The 17,620-nt window shown below is 56.8% G+C and carries 14 protein-coding genes; 11 read left to right on the plus strand and 3 right to left on the minus strand.

Annotated features, from left to right (window positions below):
* Window positions 1-91 precede the first annotated feature (91 nt).
* The 4 genes from KXG62_RS09145 (at window position 92) to KXG62_RS09160 (ending at window position 4,829) form a co-directional block, all read left to right on the plus strand.
* A complete protein-coding gene (locus tag KXG62_RS09145; RefSeq protein ID WP_218091643.1) occupies window positions 92-1,423 on the plus strand; it encodes an ABC transporter substrate-binding protein in 1,332 nt (443 codons plus the stop codon).
* 123 nt (window positions 1,424-1,546) lie between these two features.
* Complete coding sequence (locus KXG62_RS09150; RefSeq protein ID WP_218091644.1) at window positions 1,547-2,887, plus strand: sulfatase family protein; 1,341 nt, start codon at window positions 1,547-1,549, stop codon at window positions 2,885-2,887.
* 300 nt (window positions 2,888-3,187) lie between these two features.
* The gene (locus tag KXG62_RS09155; protein WP_218091645.1) at window positions 3,188-3,880 is read left to right on the plus strand and encodes a phytanoyl-CoA dioxygenase family protein; all 693 of its coding nucleotides are present in this window, start codon (window positions 3,188-3,190) and stop codon (window positions 3,878-3,880) included.
* Window positions 3,881-3,926: 46 nt separating this feature from the next.
* Window positions 3,927-4,829: an NHL repeat-containing protein gene (locus tag KXG62_RS09160; protein WP_218091646.1), complete on the plus strand. Its 903-nt coding sequence runs from the start codon at window positions 3,927-3,929 to the stop codon at window positions 4,827-4,829.
* A gap of 99 nt (window positions 4,830-4,928) precedes the next feature.
* Here KXG62_RS09160 and KXG62_RS09165 read toward each other — a convergent pair whose 3' ends face one another.
* Window positions 4,929-6,002 carry a LacI family DNA-binding transcriptional regulator gene (locus KXG62_RS09165; RefSeq protein ID WP_218091647.1) on the minus strand — a complete coding sequence of 358 codons (1,074 nt, stop codon included), beginning with the start codon at window positions 6,000-6,002 and terminating at the stop codon, window positions 4,929-4,931.
* 469 nt (window positions 6,003-6,471) lie between these two features.
* On the opposite strand from KXG62_RS09165, the gene KXG62_RS09170 reads away from it, so the two are divergent.
* The 4 genes from KXG62_RS09170 (at window position 6,472) to KXG62_RS09185 (ending at window position 10,911) form a co-directional block, all read left to right on the plus strand.
* Window positions 6,472-7,566, plus strand: a complete 1,095-nt coding sequence (locus KXG62_RS09170) for a glycoside hydrolase family 172 protein (RefSeq protein WP_218091648.1) — start codon at window positions 6,472-6,474, stop codon at window positions 7,564-7,566.
* A 150-nt stretch (window positions 7,567-7,716) separates the two neighbouring features.
* The gene (locus KXG62_RS09175) at window positions 7,717-8,955 is read left to right on the plus strand and encodes a sulfatase family protein (RefSeq protein WP_218091649.1); all 1,239 of its coding nucleotides are present in this window, start codon (window positions 7,717-7,719) and stop codon (window positions 8,953-8,955) included.
* Between the two features lie 136 nt (window positions 8,956-9,091).
* Window positions 9,092-9,988, plus strand: a complete 897-nt coding sequence (locus tag KXG62_RS09180; RefSeq protein ID WP_246627368.1) for an EamA family transporter — start codon at window positions 9,092-9,094, stop codon at window positions 9,986-9,988.
* A gap of 32 nt (window positions 9,989-10,020) precedes the next feature.
* On the plus strand, window positions 10,021-10,911 hold the full coding sequence (locus KXG62_RS09185) for an alkaline phosphatase family protein (RefSeq protein ID WP_218091650.1): 891 nt from the start codon (window positions 10,021-10,023) through the stop codon (window positions 10,909-10,911).
* Here the strand turns inward: KXG62_RS09185 and KXG62_RS09190 are convergent.
* Window positions 10,908-11,702 carry a DeoR/GlpR family DNA-binding transcription regulator gene (locus KXG62_RS09190; RefSeq protein WP_218091651.1) on the minus strand — a complete coding sequence of 265 codons (795 nt, stop codon included), beginning with the start codon at window positions 11,700-11,702 and terminating at the stop codon, window positions 10,908-10,910. The genes KXG62_RS09185 and KXG62_RS09190 overlap by 4 nt on opposite strands.
* Window positions 11,703-12,062: 360 nt before the next feature.
* Here KXG62_RS09190 and KXG62_RS09195 point away from each other — a divergent pair, with 360 nt between their 5' ends.
* Both KXG62_RS09195 and KXG62_RS09200 read left to right on the plus strand, forming a co-directional pair.
* A complete protein-coding gene (locus tag KXG62_RS09195) occupies window positions 12,063-13,541 on the plus strand; it encodes a sulfatase family protein (protein WP_218091652.1) in 1,479 nt (492 codons plus the stop codon).
* 165 nt (window positions 13,542-13,706) lie between these two features.
* Complete coding sequence (locus KXG62_RS09200) at window positions 13,707-15,029, plus strand: ABC transporter substrate-binding protein (protein ID WP_218091653.1); 1,323 nt, start codon at window positions 13,707-13,709, stop codon at window positions 15,027-15,029.
* A gap of 84 nt (window positions 15,030-15,113) precedes the next feature.
* Here the strand turns inward: KXG62_RS09200 and KXG62_RS09205 are convergent, their stop codons facing one another.
* Window positions 15,114-16,025, minus strand: a complete 912-nt coding sequence (locus KXG62_RS09205) for an AraC family transcriptional regulator (protein ID WP_246627376.1) — start codon at window positions 16,023-16,025, stop codon at window positions 15,114-15,116.
* 318 nt (window positions 16,026-16,343) lie between these two features.
* Between KXG62_RS09205 and KXG62_RS09210 the strand changes: the two genes are divergently transcribed.
* Entirely contained in the window at window positions 16,344-17,597 is a 1,254-nt protein-coding gene (locus KXG62_RS09210; RefSeq protein WP_218091655.1) for an effector binding domain-containing protein, read from the plus strand.
* Window positions 17,598-17,620 lie beyond the last annotated feature (23 nt).

Below are 17,620 nucleotides of genomic sequence, written 5' to 3' on the forward strand. Positions count from 1 at the left end.
GCGAGGCAGCTTCTGCGACTTTACCGTTAAAACCTTATCTTCTGTTCCGTGCTCCAGGACGGAATAACGAATCAAACGGGAGGGAAAGCTCTTGATCCATCAAACAAGAATGGCTAAGGCATGGTGCATCGCCACCGCCGTATGGCTTGCGGCCGGGTGCCAATCGGAAGGAAGCGGCAGGACGACTACGGAACTTGACCGTGTGCCGGAGATCAGCACGGCGCCTGTCACGCTGTCCGTATTGATTGCGGTGCCGGGACTGACCGATACCGAATTCGAAGCATTCATCGAAGAGCCGCTGAAGAAAAAATACCCGCATATGACATTGCAGCCGATGCGGCCGACGCAAGGCCAAACCTTGGTCGATCTCGTTACGGCCGGCACGATTCCGGATCTTTTATACGGTCATCTTGGCCATCTCAGCAACTATACGGAGGAATTGAAAGTAACCGCCGATATGACGCCGCTGATGAAGAAGTTCAACATGGATGCGTCCCGGTTCGATCCGCTCATCATGGAGACGATCAAAGGCTTAAGCAACCCGGGGCAGATCAACGCGATTCCTTTTACACAAAATTCGTTTGCGCTCTGGTACAATAAAGGCATATTCGACCGGTTCGGGGTTCCTTACCCGAAAGACGGCATGACATGGGACGATGCGATCTCGATCGGCCGGCGATTAACCCAAACGGACGGCACCACACCATACCGGGGGCTTGAGGTTTACAACAATAATACGATCCGCAGCTTCGCAACGCAGCTCTCGATTGATGTGATCGATCCGAAGACGAACCGGGCCATGGTGTCCGATGCATGGAAGCGTGTGTTTCAGCTGGCGATGTCGATCTACGACATCCCTGGGAACAAGCCGGCGAGTTTGGGGCCGAACAACGTGTTGAACCCGTTCTTCAAAGAACAGACGCTGGCGATGGCGCCCGGCTTTACGAATGCCATGATCGCCCAGCTGGCGGAGGCGGAGAGCAGCGGCCTGGATTGGGACGTCGTGCAAACGCCAAGCTTTAACGAAGCGCCCGATACGTCGTTCGAGCTGGATGTCCATCAGTTTTTCATCTCGGATTCAAGCCCGCACAAGGAGCAGGCTTTCCAGGTCATCCAATTCGCCGTCTCCGACGAAATTCAGCTTCTGGCATCGAAGCAGGGCAAATACCCGGCGATCCATAACGCCGAGATCAAGCAGCAGTACGCCGCGGACATTCCTTATGTCAAAGGGAAAAATATTCAAGGCATCTTTAAAAGCCGTCCGGCCAAGCTTCCGGTGTACAGCAAATACAACATTTTTGTAAACGCTGCCATCGACCAGTCGTTTCGTGACGTCTTCGCAGGCAAGACGGACGTAAATTCCGCGCTCAGGCAAGCGGAGGAGCGTGCGAATCAGCGAATCGAGCAGGAGCTGCAGAAGTGAGGAGGAGGGCCGGATGCGTACAGCAAGGATGGGAGCAGCAGCAGCGCAGCCCGAGCAGAGCGTTTTTTTATTTTGTAATCTACTTTACCGATAAAGTGGAATGAAACAAGCGGAGGGATTCGTATGAGCCAGCATTTGAACGTAGTTTTCATCATGACCGACCAGCAGCGTGCCGATTCGATCGGACCGGACCGGCATCCTTGCGCCGACTATCCGAATATGGAGCGTTTGCGGAGCGAATCGGTTTCGTTTGACCGTTTTTTTACAGCGGCTTCTCCGTGCGTGCCGTCCCGGCATACCTTTCTGACGGGGAGGCAGCCGTGGCAGCTGGGGGTGAATGGAAATGGTAAGTTCAGCAAGGAGGGGGACGCGACCTGGATGCAGGCGCTGCGGGAGTATGGATACAGATGCGTTTCCGTAGGAAAAACGCACATGATTCATGCGGGAAGCTTCCACATCCAGATTCCTCCGGGGGAATCGTTCGGCGACCGTGCCGACTGGAATCATTTCGAACCGGCCCCGACGCGCGAGCCGGAGCCGTACTTTTTCGATATACATATGACCCGGCGCGCTTGTGCGGCAATCGAACGGCTGAATGACAGCAAGCCATTCGCGATGTTCATCGGGTTTCACGCTCCCCACGAGCCTTATGTGATGCCTGAGGCTTATCTCGATTACTGCAAGCTGGAGGATGTTCCGCTGCCTGCATACCGGTCGGCCGACGAATATGAAACGAAGTCCGAGGCATACCGTAAACGCGTCGATCTGTTTCGAAAGATGCATGGCGACATTACGGACGGTATGGTCAGAAAAGGAATTGCAGGTCATCATTGCGCGCTGAAGATGGTGGATGACTGCCTGGGGCAGCTCATGGAAACGCTCCGGAAGCAAAACTTGCTGGAGCGTACGCTGATCGTGTACACCTCCGATCACGGCGAGCTGCTTGGCGAGCACGGACTGTTCAATAAAGCGGCGACTTCTTATGAATCCGAGATCCGGATTCCGTTCATGATCCGGTTTCCGGACGGGTATAAAGCGGGAGAACGGGTAGACGCGTTAGCATCAAGTCTCGATTTTGCACCGACGCTGTTCGACGTGCTGGGCGTGTCTCCGGATCTTTCGCTGCCGGGCCATTCCTTGATGCCTTCCATTGCGCAGGGGAAGCCGGTCAGGGAATACGTCACGTTGTTCGGTCTGGGCGGCGCGATGGGAATACGGACCGAGGACCGAAAGCTGTGGTATCATCCGCACTTTAAGGACGGAGAGCTGTACCATCTCGCCGAAGACCCCGCCGAGCTGCGCAATCTGTACGATGACCGGGACGCCGCCGATGCGCGGCGAGCATTGTTCGAGCTGATGCTGCATGCCCGCATGATGGACGATCTGCGGGATAGCGCGCCCACACGAAGGGATCATTTGCTTCGCGAAGAGATCAGAGCGTCCTGCGAGCCGCAGGTACACTGACGCCGATCTAGTGAGGCGAGGGTGCGCTCCCTGTCTGCGAGGACCCTAGCTGAGAGCAGACGCCAGGCACTGGACAATAAAACGCATCGGCATGACCGTATCCAGCAGCGCTGCGGTTTTGTGCGATGCGTTTTTTCCCATTGCCCGTATGGCCCGGACGTTGCCGGTAGTCTCACCGCCCGTTCGCCGCGCATACGGTCATATCCGATTTGTCCAGATTACATATCGGGTTTCTCCATGGCGGTATCGAAAAATCAAGTGCTACAATGCAGTTAAGCCATTACTTAAGGAGTGATTCAAGTGAGAAAGCTGACCGCGGAAGAGCACAGGCATTACGATGAGCATGGGTATGTGGTGGTTGATAATTTTTTTGCGGTGGACGAATTAAGCGAGATCAATCAAGAGCTTGACCGCTGTGAGAAGCCCACCCAAGCGACGGGAGAGCACGAGGGATTTACGTATCAGCTGGCGATGCTGACGGACAAGACGAAGCAATTCGCCCATGACGATCGTATTCTGAACTTGCTCGAGGATATTGTCAAGCCGGGCATCGCGATCTTCTCCTCCAAGCTGTTGACGAAGCAGCCGCACAGCCCATCCGTCTGCCACTGGCATCAGGACGACGCCTACTATACGGAAGTGGTGGACAGCAACACTCGGATGTCGATCTGGGTTCCGCTGCAGGACACCGACGAGCGGAACGGCTGTCTATGGATCGTTTCCGGAAGTCACAGGCAGGGGTTGCAGCCATATACCACCAAATCCGACGGCACTTGCCGCAAGGCGCTGGTCGAGGAGCAGGTCGATCTGTCGCAAGCTAAGCCCGTTCCGATGAAGGCCGGCTCGATTCTGCTGTTTAACGCGTTGACTTGGCACTCCTCAAAGGGCAATGAAACGGATCAAGTAAGAAGAGCGTTCATCGTATCGTATCAAGAAGCGACTGTGCCGCTCGGCAGAGGGAAGCAGCACATCGTCCTGCGTCCCGCGAATTGAGCGAAACGGTCCAATAGGGAGATCACGAATGCAAACAGGCAATCGCATGTTTAGAACAGAAGTAGTAGCGGGGTGGGGGCAGCTTCCGGAAGGTCAGGCGTTCGGGTATACGCACGGCATCGTTACCGATTCCGCAGACAACGTATACGTTCTTCATACCGGCAAGCCAAATGTGGCGGTGTTCACCCGCTCCGGCGAGTGGATTCGGTCTTGGTCCGTAGAGGGCATTGGCGACAATGCCCACGGCTTCTATCTCCAAAAAGAGCAGACAGGCGAATATGTGTATATGACCGACTGCGGACTGGGCACGGTCGTGAAAGCAACGCTGGACGGCGAAGTCGTTCTTCGTCTGGATCCACCGGATTTGCCCGAAGTCTATTCCGGCGAGAAACCGTACAAGCCGACCGATGTCGCTGTCGCGCCCAACGGCGATATTTATGTGACAGACGGCTATGGTCAGCACTGGATTCATCAATATAATGCCGAGGGTGAGCGAATCCGATCCTGGGGCGGGACGGGGAGAGCGCCTGGACAATTGAAAAGTCCGCACGGCATTTCCGTCAAGCTCACGGACGGCGAGCCGGAGCTGTACGTCGCCGATCGGGGAAATCATCGCATTCAAGTATTTACGTTAACAGGCGAGCATAAGCAATTTATCGATAACGACATGGATATGCCATGTTCCTTTTATTTTCACGGCGGGCTGATGCTGTTCCCGGACCTTCACAGCCGGGTGACCGTATTCGACGCCAAGGACGACACGCTTGTCGCGCATCTCGGCGAGGATCTGTTGGCGTACAAACAGCCGGGCTGGCCCAATTTGCCCAAGGCATACTATCGCGCGAACCGTTTCAGTTCGCCACATGCGGTTTGCGTAGATTCTGTTGGGGATGTATACGTAGCGGAGTGGATTTCCGACGGGCGGATCACGAAGCTGCGCCGGCTGTAACGGCCATAACGTCTAAACGACCTGTAAAAATAGCAAAGTCGTGCCATAGCGGCACGACTTTTTTTTCTTTGCATTCCGAAGCGAAGCCAGACGTCAGCGTTATGCCTGCGAGGCATTATCCGGGCGATTCCGCTTTGCCGATGTCGAACCGCGGACAAGCAGTTTCGGCTCGATTCTCACGTGAACCGTCTCGTTTGGAGAAACGACGCCTTCGATTTTATCGATTAGAAGCTGGCATGCCTTCGCTCCAAGCTCGGCGATTGGTGTTGCGACCGTCGTCAATTCGGGGTCCATGATGGAACCCAAATAGACGCCTTCGTAGCCGCCGACCGCAACGTCTTGCGGAATGCTCAGTCCGAGCTGTTTGATCGCGATATAGACGGAAGAGGCGGTAATGTCGTTACAGACGAATAACGCGCTTGGCCGGTTATCCGATTTCAGACAGGCTGCGAATTCCGGATTTTTGTGCAGCAAGGCTCCCGTGCTCATATCCGCTTCGTGGTAGTGCAGCTCGAACGGAATCAGGCTGTCGTCCGCATAAGCAAGCCCGTTGTCCTGCAGCGCCTGGCGGTAACCGCGAATCCGTTCCAGCACCTCCGAGGATTGTTTGAGCCTCGCATCGTAAACGAAGCCGATTCTCGTATGCCCAGCCTCGATCAAATGGCGGGTCATCATGTAGCCGCCCTTGAAATCGTCGCAGACGACGTAATCGCATTCCAAATCTTGAATATATTTGGTATAGAAGACGAACGGAATCCCGTCCTGCTTCATGGCGCGGTAGTTGTCGCTCTTCGCGGAAGGGAAGGCGAGAAAGCCGTCCACCATCATGTTTTTATACTTTTCGATATACGAGGACTCGAGCTCTGCGCGAACCGGAGCGACGAAGAGGGTATAGCCCCGCTTCATCCCATAGGACACCGCACCCCGGATGATCTGATTCTGGTAATCGTCATGGAGAGGGGCGGAGATCAGCAGCGCGATCGTATTCGATTTTCCTTTGACCAGGCTTTGGGCCATACGGTTGGGCACGTAACCCATTTCCTTGGCTACCGCCTTCACCTTTTCCGCCGTTTCCCGGCTTATGGACCGGTCGCCGCGCATCGCGAGGGAGACGGCCATTTTGGATACGCCGACCACTTTGGCGATATCTTCGAGTTTGACCCTTCGTTTCATGAATAGCTCCTTGTGCTTTGTTTAACGTTAAAGGTATTATAGTAACTATTTTTTTATATTGCAAATGGAGCCGCCCTTTGCAGCGCGTTGGTTTGCGCGGGGAACGTCATGCTTTTTCAACGATATGGCTTGCATTTCGGAAAAGCATACGGTAAGATGACTTTAACGATAAAGTGAATTTACAGTCAGGAGGCGAACGGTAGCGAATGATCTGAGAAGCCGTACATTTAGTTATGGGATGAGATAGGAGAGTATGTAAACTTTAACGATAAAGTCGCGGTAAGACAGCAGCTTTGCCGATCGCCTAAGGCAGTGTGGACACGGCGCAACAAGAGTCAGGAGAACGGCAATACATCAACATCAATAAATTCGCCGCGCCCTTCGGCGCGATCTTGCTATCCGTCCCATTGCAGCATTGCTGCCCGCTTCAGGGATGAAATCATAACCCATTTAACGGAGGTCATGGATTATGTACACGTTTAACGGACTTGGACTCGGATTAGGCAATTTATCGCGATTATCCCATGCCAGAACGCGGTCGATCAGCCCGGAAAATTTCACCGGCGAGAAAGGGAAAGGCGGGATGGCGACGGAAGGAACGGGCAAGGATCGCGCCGGCGATCTGGGCCAAGGGTGGAAAATCTCCCCTTCGATCCAACTGCTCGGACATACGACCGCCACGCTTGCGGAAATCGAAGGCCCCGGCGTCATTCAGCATATGTGGATGACAACCCACCCGAAGCATTGGCGCAATTTGATTCTGCGCATTTATTGGGACGGGGAAGAGGAGCCTTCCGTGCAGACGCCTTACGGAGACTTCTTCTGCTGCGGCTGGAACGAGCGCTGCAACGTCCAGTCGCTGCCCGTTGCCGTCAATCCCGCAGGGGGCTTTAACTGCTACTGGGAGATGCCGTTCCGCAAATCGGCCAGAATCACCTTGGAAAATGTCGGAGACGACATGGCGGTGCTGTACTACCAGATCGATTACGCATTGACGACCGTGCCGGACGATGCCGCCTACTTTCATGCCCACTGGCGCAGAAGCAACCCGCTGCCGTATAAAGAAGTGCATACGATCGTCGATCATATTCAAGGCTATGGCCATTATGTCGGTACGTATTTGGCCTGGGGCGTGAACAACAACGGCTGGTGGGGAGAAGGCGAGATTAAGTTTTATATGGACGGCGACTCTGAATTTCCGACCATTTGCGGAACCGGCACGGAGGATTACATCGGCGGCGCTTGGAATTTCGAGCAGCCTCAAGGCGAATACTGCGCGTTCAACGCGCCGTTCTCCGGCCTTCCGCAGGTGATCAAGCCGAACGGATTGTACCGCAGCCAGCAGCGGTTCGGCATGTACCGCTGGCATATTATGGACCCGATCCGGTTCGAGCAGGACTTGAAGGTGACGATCCAGGCGCTTGGCTGGCGAAATCGTACGGAAGCGGGACTCAGGTATTTGCCGCTGCAAGACGATATCGCTTCCGTTGCGTTCTGGTATCAGGCCGAGCCTCACGTACCGCATCCTCCAATCCCGCACCGGGATGAGCTGGAGATTATATAAGAAACGCGCCTTCCGTTTGAAGCCCGTACGGCAAGTGCGGCGAATGCGGAGGCAGATGAAATCATAGCGGATCACAAGGCCGCCGGGAGGGAGTGGACCCGCGCCGACGAAGCGCCGCTAGTGTGTGAGGGATAAGGGAGGGGATGACGCATGGCGCAGCAAAGGAAGCCGAACTATATCGTCATTTTCATGGACGACATGGGCTACGGGGATTTGGGCTGTTATGGTAATCGCGTGCTGAAGACGCCTGTCATGGACCGGATTGCGGCCGACGGCGTGCGTTTTACGCAAATGTATTCGGCTGCACCGGTGTGCAGCCCGTCCCGCTGCGGACTGCTGACGGGCAAGTATCCGCAGCGCGTAGGCATTCCCCGCGTCTTGTTCCCGGACGATACCGCGGGACTGACGCAGCGGGACAAGACGGTCGCCGCGTACCTGCAGGAACATGATTATTCCAGCATCTGCATCGGCAAATGGCATTTGGGCTGCTTGCCCGAGCATAATCCGATAAGACATGGCTTCGACCGTTTTTTGGGGCTGCTTTACAGCAATGACATGAGTCCGGTGCATTTGTACCGCGACGAATCGGTGATCGAGACGGATACGGACCAGTCCGCCTTGACCGAGAAATATACGGATGAAGCGATTCGATTTATCGAGGAGCACAAGGACAAGCCGTTCTTTTGCTACTTGGCCCATACGATGCCGCATATTCCGCTTCACGTTCCCGATGCGTTTCGGGGCCAATCGGCGGGCGGGACTTACGGCGATACGATCGAATGCATCGATTACCATATCGGCCGCATCATGCAGACGCTGCAAGAGCATGGGCTGGAGAACGACACGCTGGTGATGGTGTCCAGCGACAACGGGCCTTGGTATGAAGGGAGCGCCGGAGGATTGCGGGGCCGCAAAATCGACGTGTACGAGGGCGGAGTACGCATGCCGTTCATCGCGCAGTGGAAAGGGGTCATTCCGCCCGGAACGGAGTGCGGAGAGGTCGCCAGTCTGATGGATTTGCTGCCGACCATGGTGCAGCTTGCCGGCGGCCGTCTGGACGAGGCGGCGGGCATCGACGGGAAAAACATCGCCCCGCTTCTTACGGGAGAAGGGGTCTCGCCTCACGAAGCGCTGTTTTATTATTATGTCGATTGCCTGAATGCCGTTCGGTCGGGCAAGTGGAAGCTTCATGTCGCCATGGGCGGACCCCAGCGCCGCATCCGCAAGGAGATGCCGCAGCTGTTCGATATGGAGCTCGATCCGGGAGAATGCTACAATCTGGCCGACCGCCACCCCGATGTGGTCGCCCGCCTGACCGGTCTTATCGAACAGTTCGACAGCACGCTGCAGCCCGTTCCGAACGTCGTGAGGGGGAAACGGTCCGAATAGCCGTTATATCGTCTTTTCTTCTTGAATTCTTCATACAAATGCAGCGCATTCCCGGTTCGACAGCGAGCCGGGAATTATTTTTTTTACAAACGTGTTTTTCGTTGTTTTTAATTGACTTTAATTTCTTGCCGCGAGTATGATGAAGAAGAATAAGAACCGACAGGGGGATAGGGTCATCGTTATTGCGATCATTCTTGTTTTATGCTCCGGACTGGCGCATGCATTCTGGAATTTGTTCACGAAGACAAGCAACAATAAAATCGTGTTTCTATGGTCGATTCACATTGTGTCCTTCGTGCTGCTGCTCCCGTATTTTGTAATCGAAGTCGCTCAAGCCTCGATCCCGCTGCAGGGATATTTGCTGATTCTGCTGTCGATGGCGTTTCAGATGGCGTATTTTTTGCTGCTTCCTTACGTGTACAGTCACGGGGATATGTCGCAGGTGTATCCGATCATGCGGGGCACCGGCGCACTGCTCGTCCCGCTGTTCAGCGTGTGGGTGTACCGCGAATCGATGTCGGCGGCCGGATGGGTCGGCGTAGGGTGCATTGTAGCGGGGATGTTCGCCCTCGGCGGCTTTCTGGGCAAGGAGCGCCGGTCGGCTGCGGCCTTGCGCGGCATCACGCCTGCGCTGCTCGTCGGCTTGTGCATTACCGGCTACGTGATGACTGACAAAATGGTGCTGCACTACATTTCGCCCGTTTCGCTGATCGAGGTCAGCAATATCGCCTATGCCATCGTGCTGACGCCAACGGTGATCCGCGCGGGAAGCAAGCTCAAGGAAGAATGGCGGGCGAATGCGCGCACCATCCTGCTCGGCACGTTTTTATCTCCGGGCTCGTACTTGCTGTTCCTGTTCGCCGTCCAGATGGCGCCGTTATCGCATCTGGCTCCGATTCGTGAGATCAGCACCGTGTTCGGGGCGATGCTTGGCGTGCTGCTGCTGAAGGAAGCGGGAGGCGCGCGGCGGATCGCGCTGTCGGCGGTCATTACCACGGGCGTCATCATGATCGGTCTGTGGGGCAATCCGTAGCCTGCATGAAAAAATAAGAGGAGTGTGCTGGTATGGAACATAGTCGTATTGCACGCGTTATTATTTTCGGCTGGGATGGTGCGGGGAATTTTGTAACGGGCGCCGAGACACCCCACTTGGATCGCTTGATTCGGGAAGGCACGTTTGCGTTCGACGCGCAAACCGTATCGCCCACGATCAGTGCGCAGTGCTGGGGGGCGCTGATGCATGGCGTGGACCCGGATAAACATGGCTTGACGAACGATATCGCCGCCCGGGAGACGTTCCCCGGCGACTCGCCGTATCCTTCGATCTTCCGCGCGGCGAGAGAGGCCGATCCCGGTGCGAAGCTGGCTTCGTTCTGCTCCTGGGACCCGATCAATTACGGGATCATCGAACCGGCGATCGGCGTTCATAAAGCGACGGTAGAGCTGCCTGTGGAAGAGGAGAGGGGCGTGCCGGATACCCCGCAGCGTAAAGTGGCGCACGCTTCCGCGATTGACCGGCAGCTGGCGCTGGACGTCGCCTCCTATATCCGAAGCCATTCCGACGTGAAGCTGCTGTTCATCGATTTCGATTTGCCGGACGCGGCCGGGCACCAGTTCGGATACAACACGCCCGGTCAGCTCGAAGCGATCCGCGAGACGGATGACCATACGGGGATCGTGCTGAGGGCGCTTGAGGAATGTGGCATGTACGAAGAAAGCCTGATCATCGTCGTCTCCGATCATGGCGGAGGCGGCGAACGCGCCGATCAGCACGGCAGCGATCATCCGCTGGACAAAACGATCTTCTGGGGCTGCGCAGGACCGGGTGTCGCGCCCGGAGCGACGCTGGAATCAAGCCTGACGATTACGGACACGGCAGCCGTCGTCGCTCACGCGCTGCGGTTCGCCGCGCCGGCTTCCTGGGAAGCGAAGCTGCCGCAGCGGCTGTTCAATTAATTCGTCTCGTTTGCGGCAATATGCCAATGCACATGATGGCGCTTCAGGGCGGACCCCCACTCCGCCGGGGGCGCCTGATTGCTTACGATATGCGTAATCTCGCGCAGATCGCCGATTTTGTACGGGTGCCGCCGTTCCAGCTTGGACGCGTCGGCCACGACGACAATCGTGTCCGCATGCGCGATCGCCTTGCGGGATACGGCCGCCTTGCCCTCGTCCAGGGACGTGATGCCGGATTCCGCATGCAGGCCGTCCACGGAGATGATCGCTTTATCGACGTAATACCGCCCGAGCCATTCCTCCGTCAACGTGCCGGAGCTGCGGGCGTGCCGTGCTTCCAGCTCGCCTCCGAGGAAGATGACGCGCCCCTCGAAGCGTCCCTGATTGATTCTCTCCATCAGCAGCGTGGCGGCGGAGAACGAGTGGGTCAGCACCGTCAGGCCGCGCTGCCGCAAATACGGAATGAGGCACAACGGCGTCGTTCCTTCGTCCAGAAACAGCAGCTCGCCGTCCTTAACCAGTCCGGCCGCTTGCCGGCCGATGCGCTCCTTCTCAAGGCGGTGCAGCGCCATCCGTTCCAGATGGGGCGGCTCGTCGCGGCTGCTCTGGGGCTTCACGGCGCCGCCGTACACCTTCCGAAGCTGTCCTTCGCCCTCCAGCTCGTCCAAGTATCTCCGCACCGATTCCTTCGATACGTCCAGCCGCGCCACCAGCTCGGCTGTCGTCACCTTTCCTTCCGTGTCCAGCAGCTCGAGAATGATGCGCTTGCGGTCTTCGCTTGCTAGGGACATGCACCGCTCCCCCTTCTCATGTACGTTTGTACTAAGAACTTTAACGCAAATGCCGCCTCATCACAAGCGCGACGGAGAGGCGCGGGCACGGAGCATGCCGCTGTCCCGGAAGCGCTTGGATGTTGGCATACCGCCGTAACGCGAAGCGGGAGTCATCCTCGGACGATCCCCCGGCGTCTGCGCGGCTTGCTTCTGCTGAGGGTTTGTTCGCATTTTTTGAACGGATGGCCAGCGGCTCCTTATTTTCGAAATCGTAAGATATGTCAAAAACACCGAAACGGCAGCCATAGGATCGGGCTGATCCGCATGATAAGATGCAGGTAGCATAAGGAAATCAGCGGCAGGAAAGGGGAAACTTACATGAAACAGATGCAGGCGGAGCCAAGCTCCCGCCCCAATATCATTTATATTTTGGCCGATGACATGGGGTATGGCGACGTGTCGTGCTTGAACACGCAGTCACGGATTCGTACGCCGCACCTCGACCGGATGGCGGAAGCGGGCATGCGGTGCACGGACGCGCATTCCAGCTCCGCGGTATGCACGCCGTCCCGCTACAGCATCTTGACCGGGCGCTATAATTGGCGTTCCTCGCTCAAGAAGGGCGTATTTAACGGGTACGCCGGACCTTTAATCGAGCCGGGGCGAATGACGGTCGCTTCGCTGCTGAAAGAAGCAGGCTACCGCACGGCTTGCATCGGCAAGTGGCATCTGGGCTTCGATTGGCATTCCAGCGGTCCGGAAGCCAGCGACGTGGATTACACCCAGCCGATTAAGAACGGCCCGACGGCCGTCGGGTTTGACTATTTTTACGGTATCAGCGCTTCGCTCGACATGCCGCCTTACGTATACATCGAGAATGACCGCGTCACCGCGCTGCCGAACCGGATCACGCGGGGCGACGACGAGATGGCCTTTTGGCGGGAAGGGCCGACGGGCGCGGATTTTCGCCACGAGGAAGTGCTTCCCCGCTGCACGCAGAAGGCGCTGGAGACGATCGAAGCGGCGGAGGATGCGCCGTTCTTCCTCTACTTCCCGCTCCCGGCGCCGCATACTCCGATTTTGCCGAGCGCCGCATTCGAAGGCCAATCGGGGACGAACCGGTACGGTGATTTTGTATTGATGTGCGACGATGTGGTGGGGCAAATGGTCGCCAAATTGGAGCAATGCGGGATTAGCGACCGGACGATTGTGATGTTCACCAGCGATAACGGCTGCTCGCCGAAGGCGAATTTCCCCGAGCTGACCGCGCTTGGACATCATCCGAGCTATCGGTTTCGCGGAACGAAAGCGGATATTTATGAGGGCGGACATCGCGTGCCGCTGCTTGTTCAATGGCCGGAGCGGATTCAGGCGGGCTCGGTATCGCACGAGACCGTATGCTTGTCCGATCTGCTGGCGACGGCTGCCGACATTGTCGGCGAACGTCTGCCGGATGACGCAGGAGAGGACAGTGTCAGCAATCTGCCGCTCTGGCTCGGCCATCCGTTAGACGGTCCGCTGAGGGAAGCGGTTGTGCATCACTCGATTAACGGATCATTCTCGATCCGCAAAGGAAGCTGGAAGCTGGAGCTGTGTCCCGGTTCGGGCGGCTGGAGCGATCCGCGACCGGGGCAGGAGCCGCCGGGAGCGCCGTCGATCCAGCTCTACGACCTGGATGACGACATCGGAGAGCGGAGCAATCAGCAGGCGGCCCGTTCCGATGTGGTGGAGGAACTGCTGGCGCTGCTGGCCGCCTATGTTCGCGATGGCCGCAGTACGCCGGGAGCCCGCCAGTCCAATGCAGGCGGCGCCGATTGGGAGCAGGGGCTGGCGTGGATGGGAAGGGAGAACGGCTGAAGAGCAGCGCCTTCAACGCGCGCATGTGTGAGCGCGCGTTGAGAGCACGGCGCGGAGGTCGGCCGTATCGGTCTAATTGAAAGCGCTTTAATGTTGGGGCGGATTTGCGATTTACCGAATGCCTCGCCCCGGCGCATGACCATTACCGAGTGAAGGAGCTATAGTATGAATATAAGTCACATGCCGCTTGCCGCTGTTACGCTGCTCGTCTTATCGGCTGTTCTTCCGGGCTGCACCGCTCCGGGCAGCGACGCTGCGCCTAAGGGAGTACCGCAGGCAGCCGAACCGGAGCCCGTCACGTTAAAAGTGTATCCTGCGCTCAGCAACTACAATGACGAGAACAAATTCAACGCGGAGATCGGGAACGACGTCAAAGCGAAATTTCCGCATATCCGGCTGGAGCTGTTGAAGGTCGAGAAGGGCAAAGAAATTCAGGATTTGGTCGCCGCCGGGGACGTGCCGGATATGATTTTGACCGGCTCCGGTTCCATGCGCAATTTGCTGGAGCCGTACGACTTACAGTATGATCTGTCGGACCTGGTGAAGAAGCATGCCTTTCCGCTGCAAACCGTCGACCCGGTGCTGATCGATATGGCGAAGAACAGCTTGTCGCAGCAGGGCGTATGGGGGCTCCCGTTTCAAGTGAATGTGCTCGTCATGTTCTACAATCGGGATCTATTGGACAAGTTCGGTATGCCGTATCCGAAGAACGGCATGACCTGGGACGAAGTGTATGATCTCGCGCAAAAAATGACCCGAACCGACGGGGGGACGGCGTACCGCGGGCTGAGCTCGTATTATATGGGCGTGCTGCTGACGAATAACCAGCTGTCTCTGTCGCCCCTCGATCTGAAGGAAAACAAGGCGTCGGTCAACACGGACGGCTTCAAGAAGCTGTTCAGCAGCCTGGGCCGGTTTTATGCCATTGCGGGCAATGAGATGGCCGACACGGGAGAGCCGGCGTCGTTCGACAAAGGCTTCGTAGCGTTATCCCCGCACACGAGCGAAAAGTATACGCAGTATCCTTCGACGAATAACACGCTTCATTGGGACATGGTATCGTTTCCCGTCTTCGCGGACCGCCCCGGCGTCGGCGCGCAGCCGAATCCGTTTTATATGACGATTGCGAAGACGAGCAAGCATAAGGATGCGGCGTTCCAGGTCATGTCTTATTTGCTGTCGGAAGAGGTCCAGTTGAAATGGGCGAAGCAAGGGCGGATCCCCGCGCTGAAAAACAAGCAGATCGAGCAGCAGTTCGGCAGCGAGCAGCCTTTGCTGAAAGGGAAGAACGTGTCCGCATTTTTCTACAATGCGCTGGCTTCCCCGCCGCCGCCCCGCGCGCCGGGACTGGTGAACGTCGCTGCGGGGCCGTACGTCGACGCTGCATTTTCCAGTATGGTCAAAAAAGGGGTCGACGTGAACACGGCGCTGAGAAATGCCGAAGAACAGCTCAATCAGGCGATCGCCGCCGAGAAAGTCAAGCAATAAACCGAATGCAAGCATCGAAAGCCTCCCGCTATCCCGAGTTTGAACGTGGCAGCAGGGGGCTTTGTGCTGCTCGCAGCCGGCGGCCTACTTTGGCATCGAGCGGCAAGCTTCGCGGTAACGGAGCGGACTGATGCCTTCTTGCTTGCGGAACGCCCGGCTCAGCTGGCTTTGCTCCGCATAACCCGTCCTCTCGGCAATCTCCTTAATGGTATGGGATGAATTCATCAGCAGCTCTTTGGCCAGCTGAATGCGCGATTTTTGAACATAGTCGATGGGGGAGAGCCCTAGCGATTTGTAAAATAAATGGCTGAAATGGCTTTGGCTTAAATGAACATGCCTCGCAAGCTCCTCCAGGCCGATCGGGCGGCCGAGATGCTGCCGTATGTAGTCGCAAGCATTCATGACGCGGGGGTCGAATTGGAGCGGCTCGGCGGGCAAATATGGTCTCATCAGCATTAAAAAGCGATGAAGCCACTGGAACAGCTCGGCGTGCAGTCCGAAAAACTGTACGGACACGTCGGTGTCGCTGATCACCGTAGGCGCAGACGGTCCGCCGGGTTGCGACGGCGAAGGGGCCCTTGAGGCGACAAGCTCGCCCAGCTGCTCGAAGACCGTTACCGCGCGTTCCCAAACCGTCAGCAGCGCCGGAAGCGACGGCGACGCAAGATGGCTTGAGATGACAGGCAGCTTGTACAAATGAACGACATCGAGCCCAGCGATGGTCAGCTCCGTGCATAACGATAAATAATGGATGTCCTTCCCGCCCTCTCGCGGAGGCAGCCAGAAGGTGACGTTCGGAGGGAAAATGATCAGATCGCCTTTGACGGCGTGGAACGGCTGCCCGTCAATGTGCACTGTCAGCGCACCGTCCATAACGATCCAAAACAGTGTGTACGGGATATTCATCCGTTCAAAGGCATACGAAGGAGGCTTGCGCATTTCACGAATCCAGCGAACTTTGATGCGCAAGTAATCGGCATAAAACGATTCGTTCATCGTGTACAAGCGGCTTCCTCCTTTGCGCTAAGTCACTGGATTCATTATATCACAGGGAGACGAAGCTAAGCGGAGTGTGGGAATCATCTGTAATCTGTAGAACGGGGGAGAGTCGGCTGCTGTCTAGAGCCGAGCCTTCAACCGTCGGTCTGCATCTACGATGTAAAGGTGGATCGCGATGGTTTTATCACGCGATGGCGGAGGTGACGTTCTCAGAAAAAATGCGGCGGATAAAGAAGGACTTTTTAAAATAAATACGAATATATATTCGTATATTTATCGTTGTAGGAAATATAAGGGAAACCGAGGTGCATTGAGATGATCCTGGATACAAAAGTGGTGTGGAAGGACCGTTTTCACATTATTGGTATGAAAATACGTTATCAGCCTTCGAACGCCAAGCCTTCTGAAAATGAAATAACGCGCTTGTGGCAGCGCTTCAATCCGCGCTACTGCGAAATTACGGGCAGAACGGGAGGCGTGTACGGACTCATGACGATGCCGCCGGGCATGAAGCCGGGCGATCCGTTCGATTATGTAGCGGGCTGCGGCGTCTCAGCGACGAGCACCGTCCCGGAAGGAATGGTGGCGGAATCGTATCCCGGAGGACTGTACTGCGTCGTTACACGCAAAGGACCGATCGACGAGCTGCCCCAGGCTTTCCATTATTTTTGGGAGAAGTGGCTTCCAGGGTCGGATTACGACCGTGCCGCCGGCGCCGAGTTTGAATATTACGACGAGCGGTATAGGGGCAACGATGACGCCGAATCGGTGATGGAGCTGTGGTTCCCTATCCGGAGTAAACGGCCGGCGCCGATCGAGAACCGGGTCGCCAGCGTCTTCGTCCACGTCGCCGATCTCCGCAGATCGGCCGAATGGTACAGCCGGCTGCTGGGTTTGCCGCTCATGGAGAACCGGCTGAACGGCGGGCCGGTGTATTGGTTCGATTTGCCGGGAGCGGGCTTGATCCTCGATTCGAACGTCAACAATCGCAAGGACCCGGACTGGCGGGAGGAGATGAAGCCGCGCTTCATGTTCCCGACCGGCGATATTGACGCGGCTTACGCTTATTTGCGCGAGAAGGCCGAAGTATTCCATGCGCCGGAGCGGCACGCGCATATGGCGTACATTACGTTCCGCGACCCGGAAGGCAATGCGCATATGGCGTGTTGGGACGGGAACGCAGGCGAAGAGCCGCAGCTTCCGGCGACGGAAAGCCCGGTGGCGGCGCGGATCAAAGGCGTGTTCATCGATGTGAAGGAGATGAAGGCGATGGCCGCCTGGTACGCCGACTTGCTGGCGCTGCCTTTGGACGAGAACACGTCGGAAGAGGCCATTTACCCGATTCCGGTTACACGGGGGCCTGGGCTGCTGCTCGATCATAACCGGCATCGTCACAACGATTCGTTCACCATTCCGTTCATGTTCGATTGCCGCAGCGTCGATGAGGCGTACGCCTTCGTGGAGGCGAACGGGATCGAAGTTTTCGGTTCGATCGAACGGCACGGTGAGTTTGCGTTTTTTACAGTAAAAGACCCGGACGGCCATCTGGTCATGATCTGCGAAGGATAGCGGCGGACTGGATCGGCCCGGCA

The organism is Paenibacillus solanacearum (genome assembly GCF_910593845.1).
In the GTDB taxonomy this organism is placed as follows: domain Bacteria; phylum Bacillota; class Bacilli; order Paenibacillales; family NBRC-103111; genus Paenibacillus_G; species Paenibacillus_G solanacearum.

Coding starts and splice junctions, on each gene's coding strand:
- KXG62_RS09150 (WP_218091644.1), top strand. CDS start 1,547: ATGAGCCAGCATTTGAACGTAGTTTTCATCATGACCGACCAGCAGCGT.
- KXG62_RS09160 (WP_218091646.1), top strand. CDS start 3,927: ATGTTTAGAACAGAAGTAGTAGCGGGGTGGGGGCAGCTTCCGGAAGGT.
- KXG62_RS09165 (WP_218091647.1), bottom strand. CDS start 6,002: ATGAAACGAAGGGTCAAACTCGAAGATATCGCCAAAGTGGTCGGCGTA.
- KXG62_RS09170 (WP_218091648.1), top strand. CDS start 6,472: ATGTACACGTTTAACGGACTTGGACTCGGATTAGGCAATTTATCGCGA.
- KXG62_RS09175 (WP_218091649.1), top strand. CDS start 7,717: ATGGCGCAGCAAAGGAAGCCGAACTATATCGTCATTTTCATGGACGAC.
- KXG62_RS09180 (WP_246627368.1), top strand. CDS start 9,092: ATGATGAAGAAGAATAAGAACCGACAGGGGGATAGGGTCATCGTTATT.
- KXG62_RS09185 (WP_218091650.1), top strand. CDS start 10,021: ATGGAACATAGTCGTATTGCACGCGTTATTATTTTCGGCTGGGATGGT.
- KXG62_RS09190 (WP_218091651.1), bottom strand. CDS start 11,702: ATGTCCCTAGCAAGCGAAGACCGCAAGCGCATCATTCTCGAGCTGCTG.
- KXG62_RS09195 (WP_218091652.1), top strand. CDS start 12,063: ATGAAACAGATGCAGGCGGAGCCAAGCTCCCGCCCCAATATCATTTAT.
- KXG62_RS09200 (WP_218091653.1), top strand. CDS start 13,707: ATGAATATAAGTCACATGCCGCTTGCCGCTGTTACGCTGCTCGTCTTA.
- KXG62_RS09205 (WP_246627376.1), bottom strand. CDS start 16,025: ATGAACGAATCGTTTTATGCCGATTACTTGCGCATCAAAGTTCGCTGG.
- KXG62_RS09210 (WP_218091655.1), top strand. CDS start 16,344: ATGATCCTGGATACAAAAGTGGTGTGGAAGGACCGTTTTCACATTATT.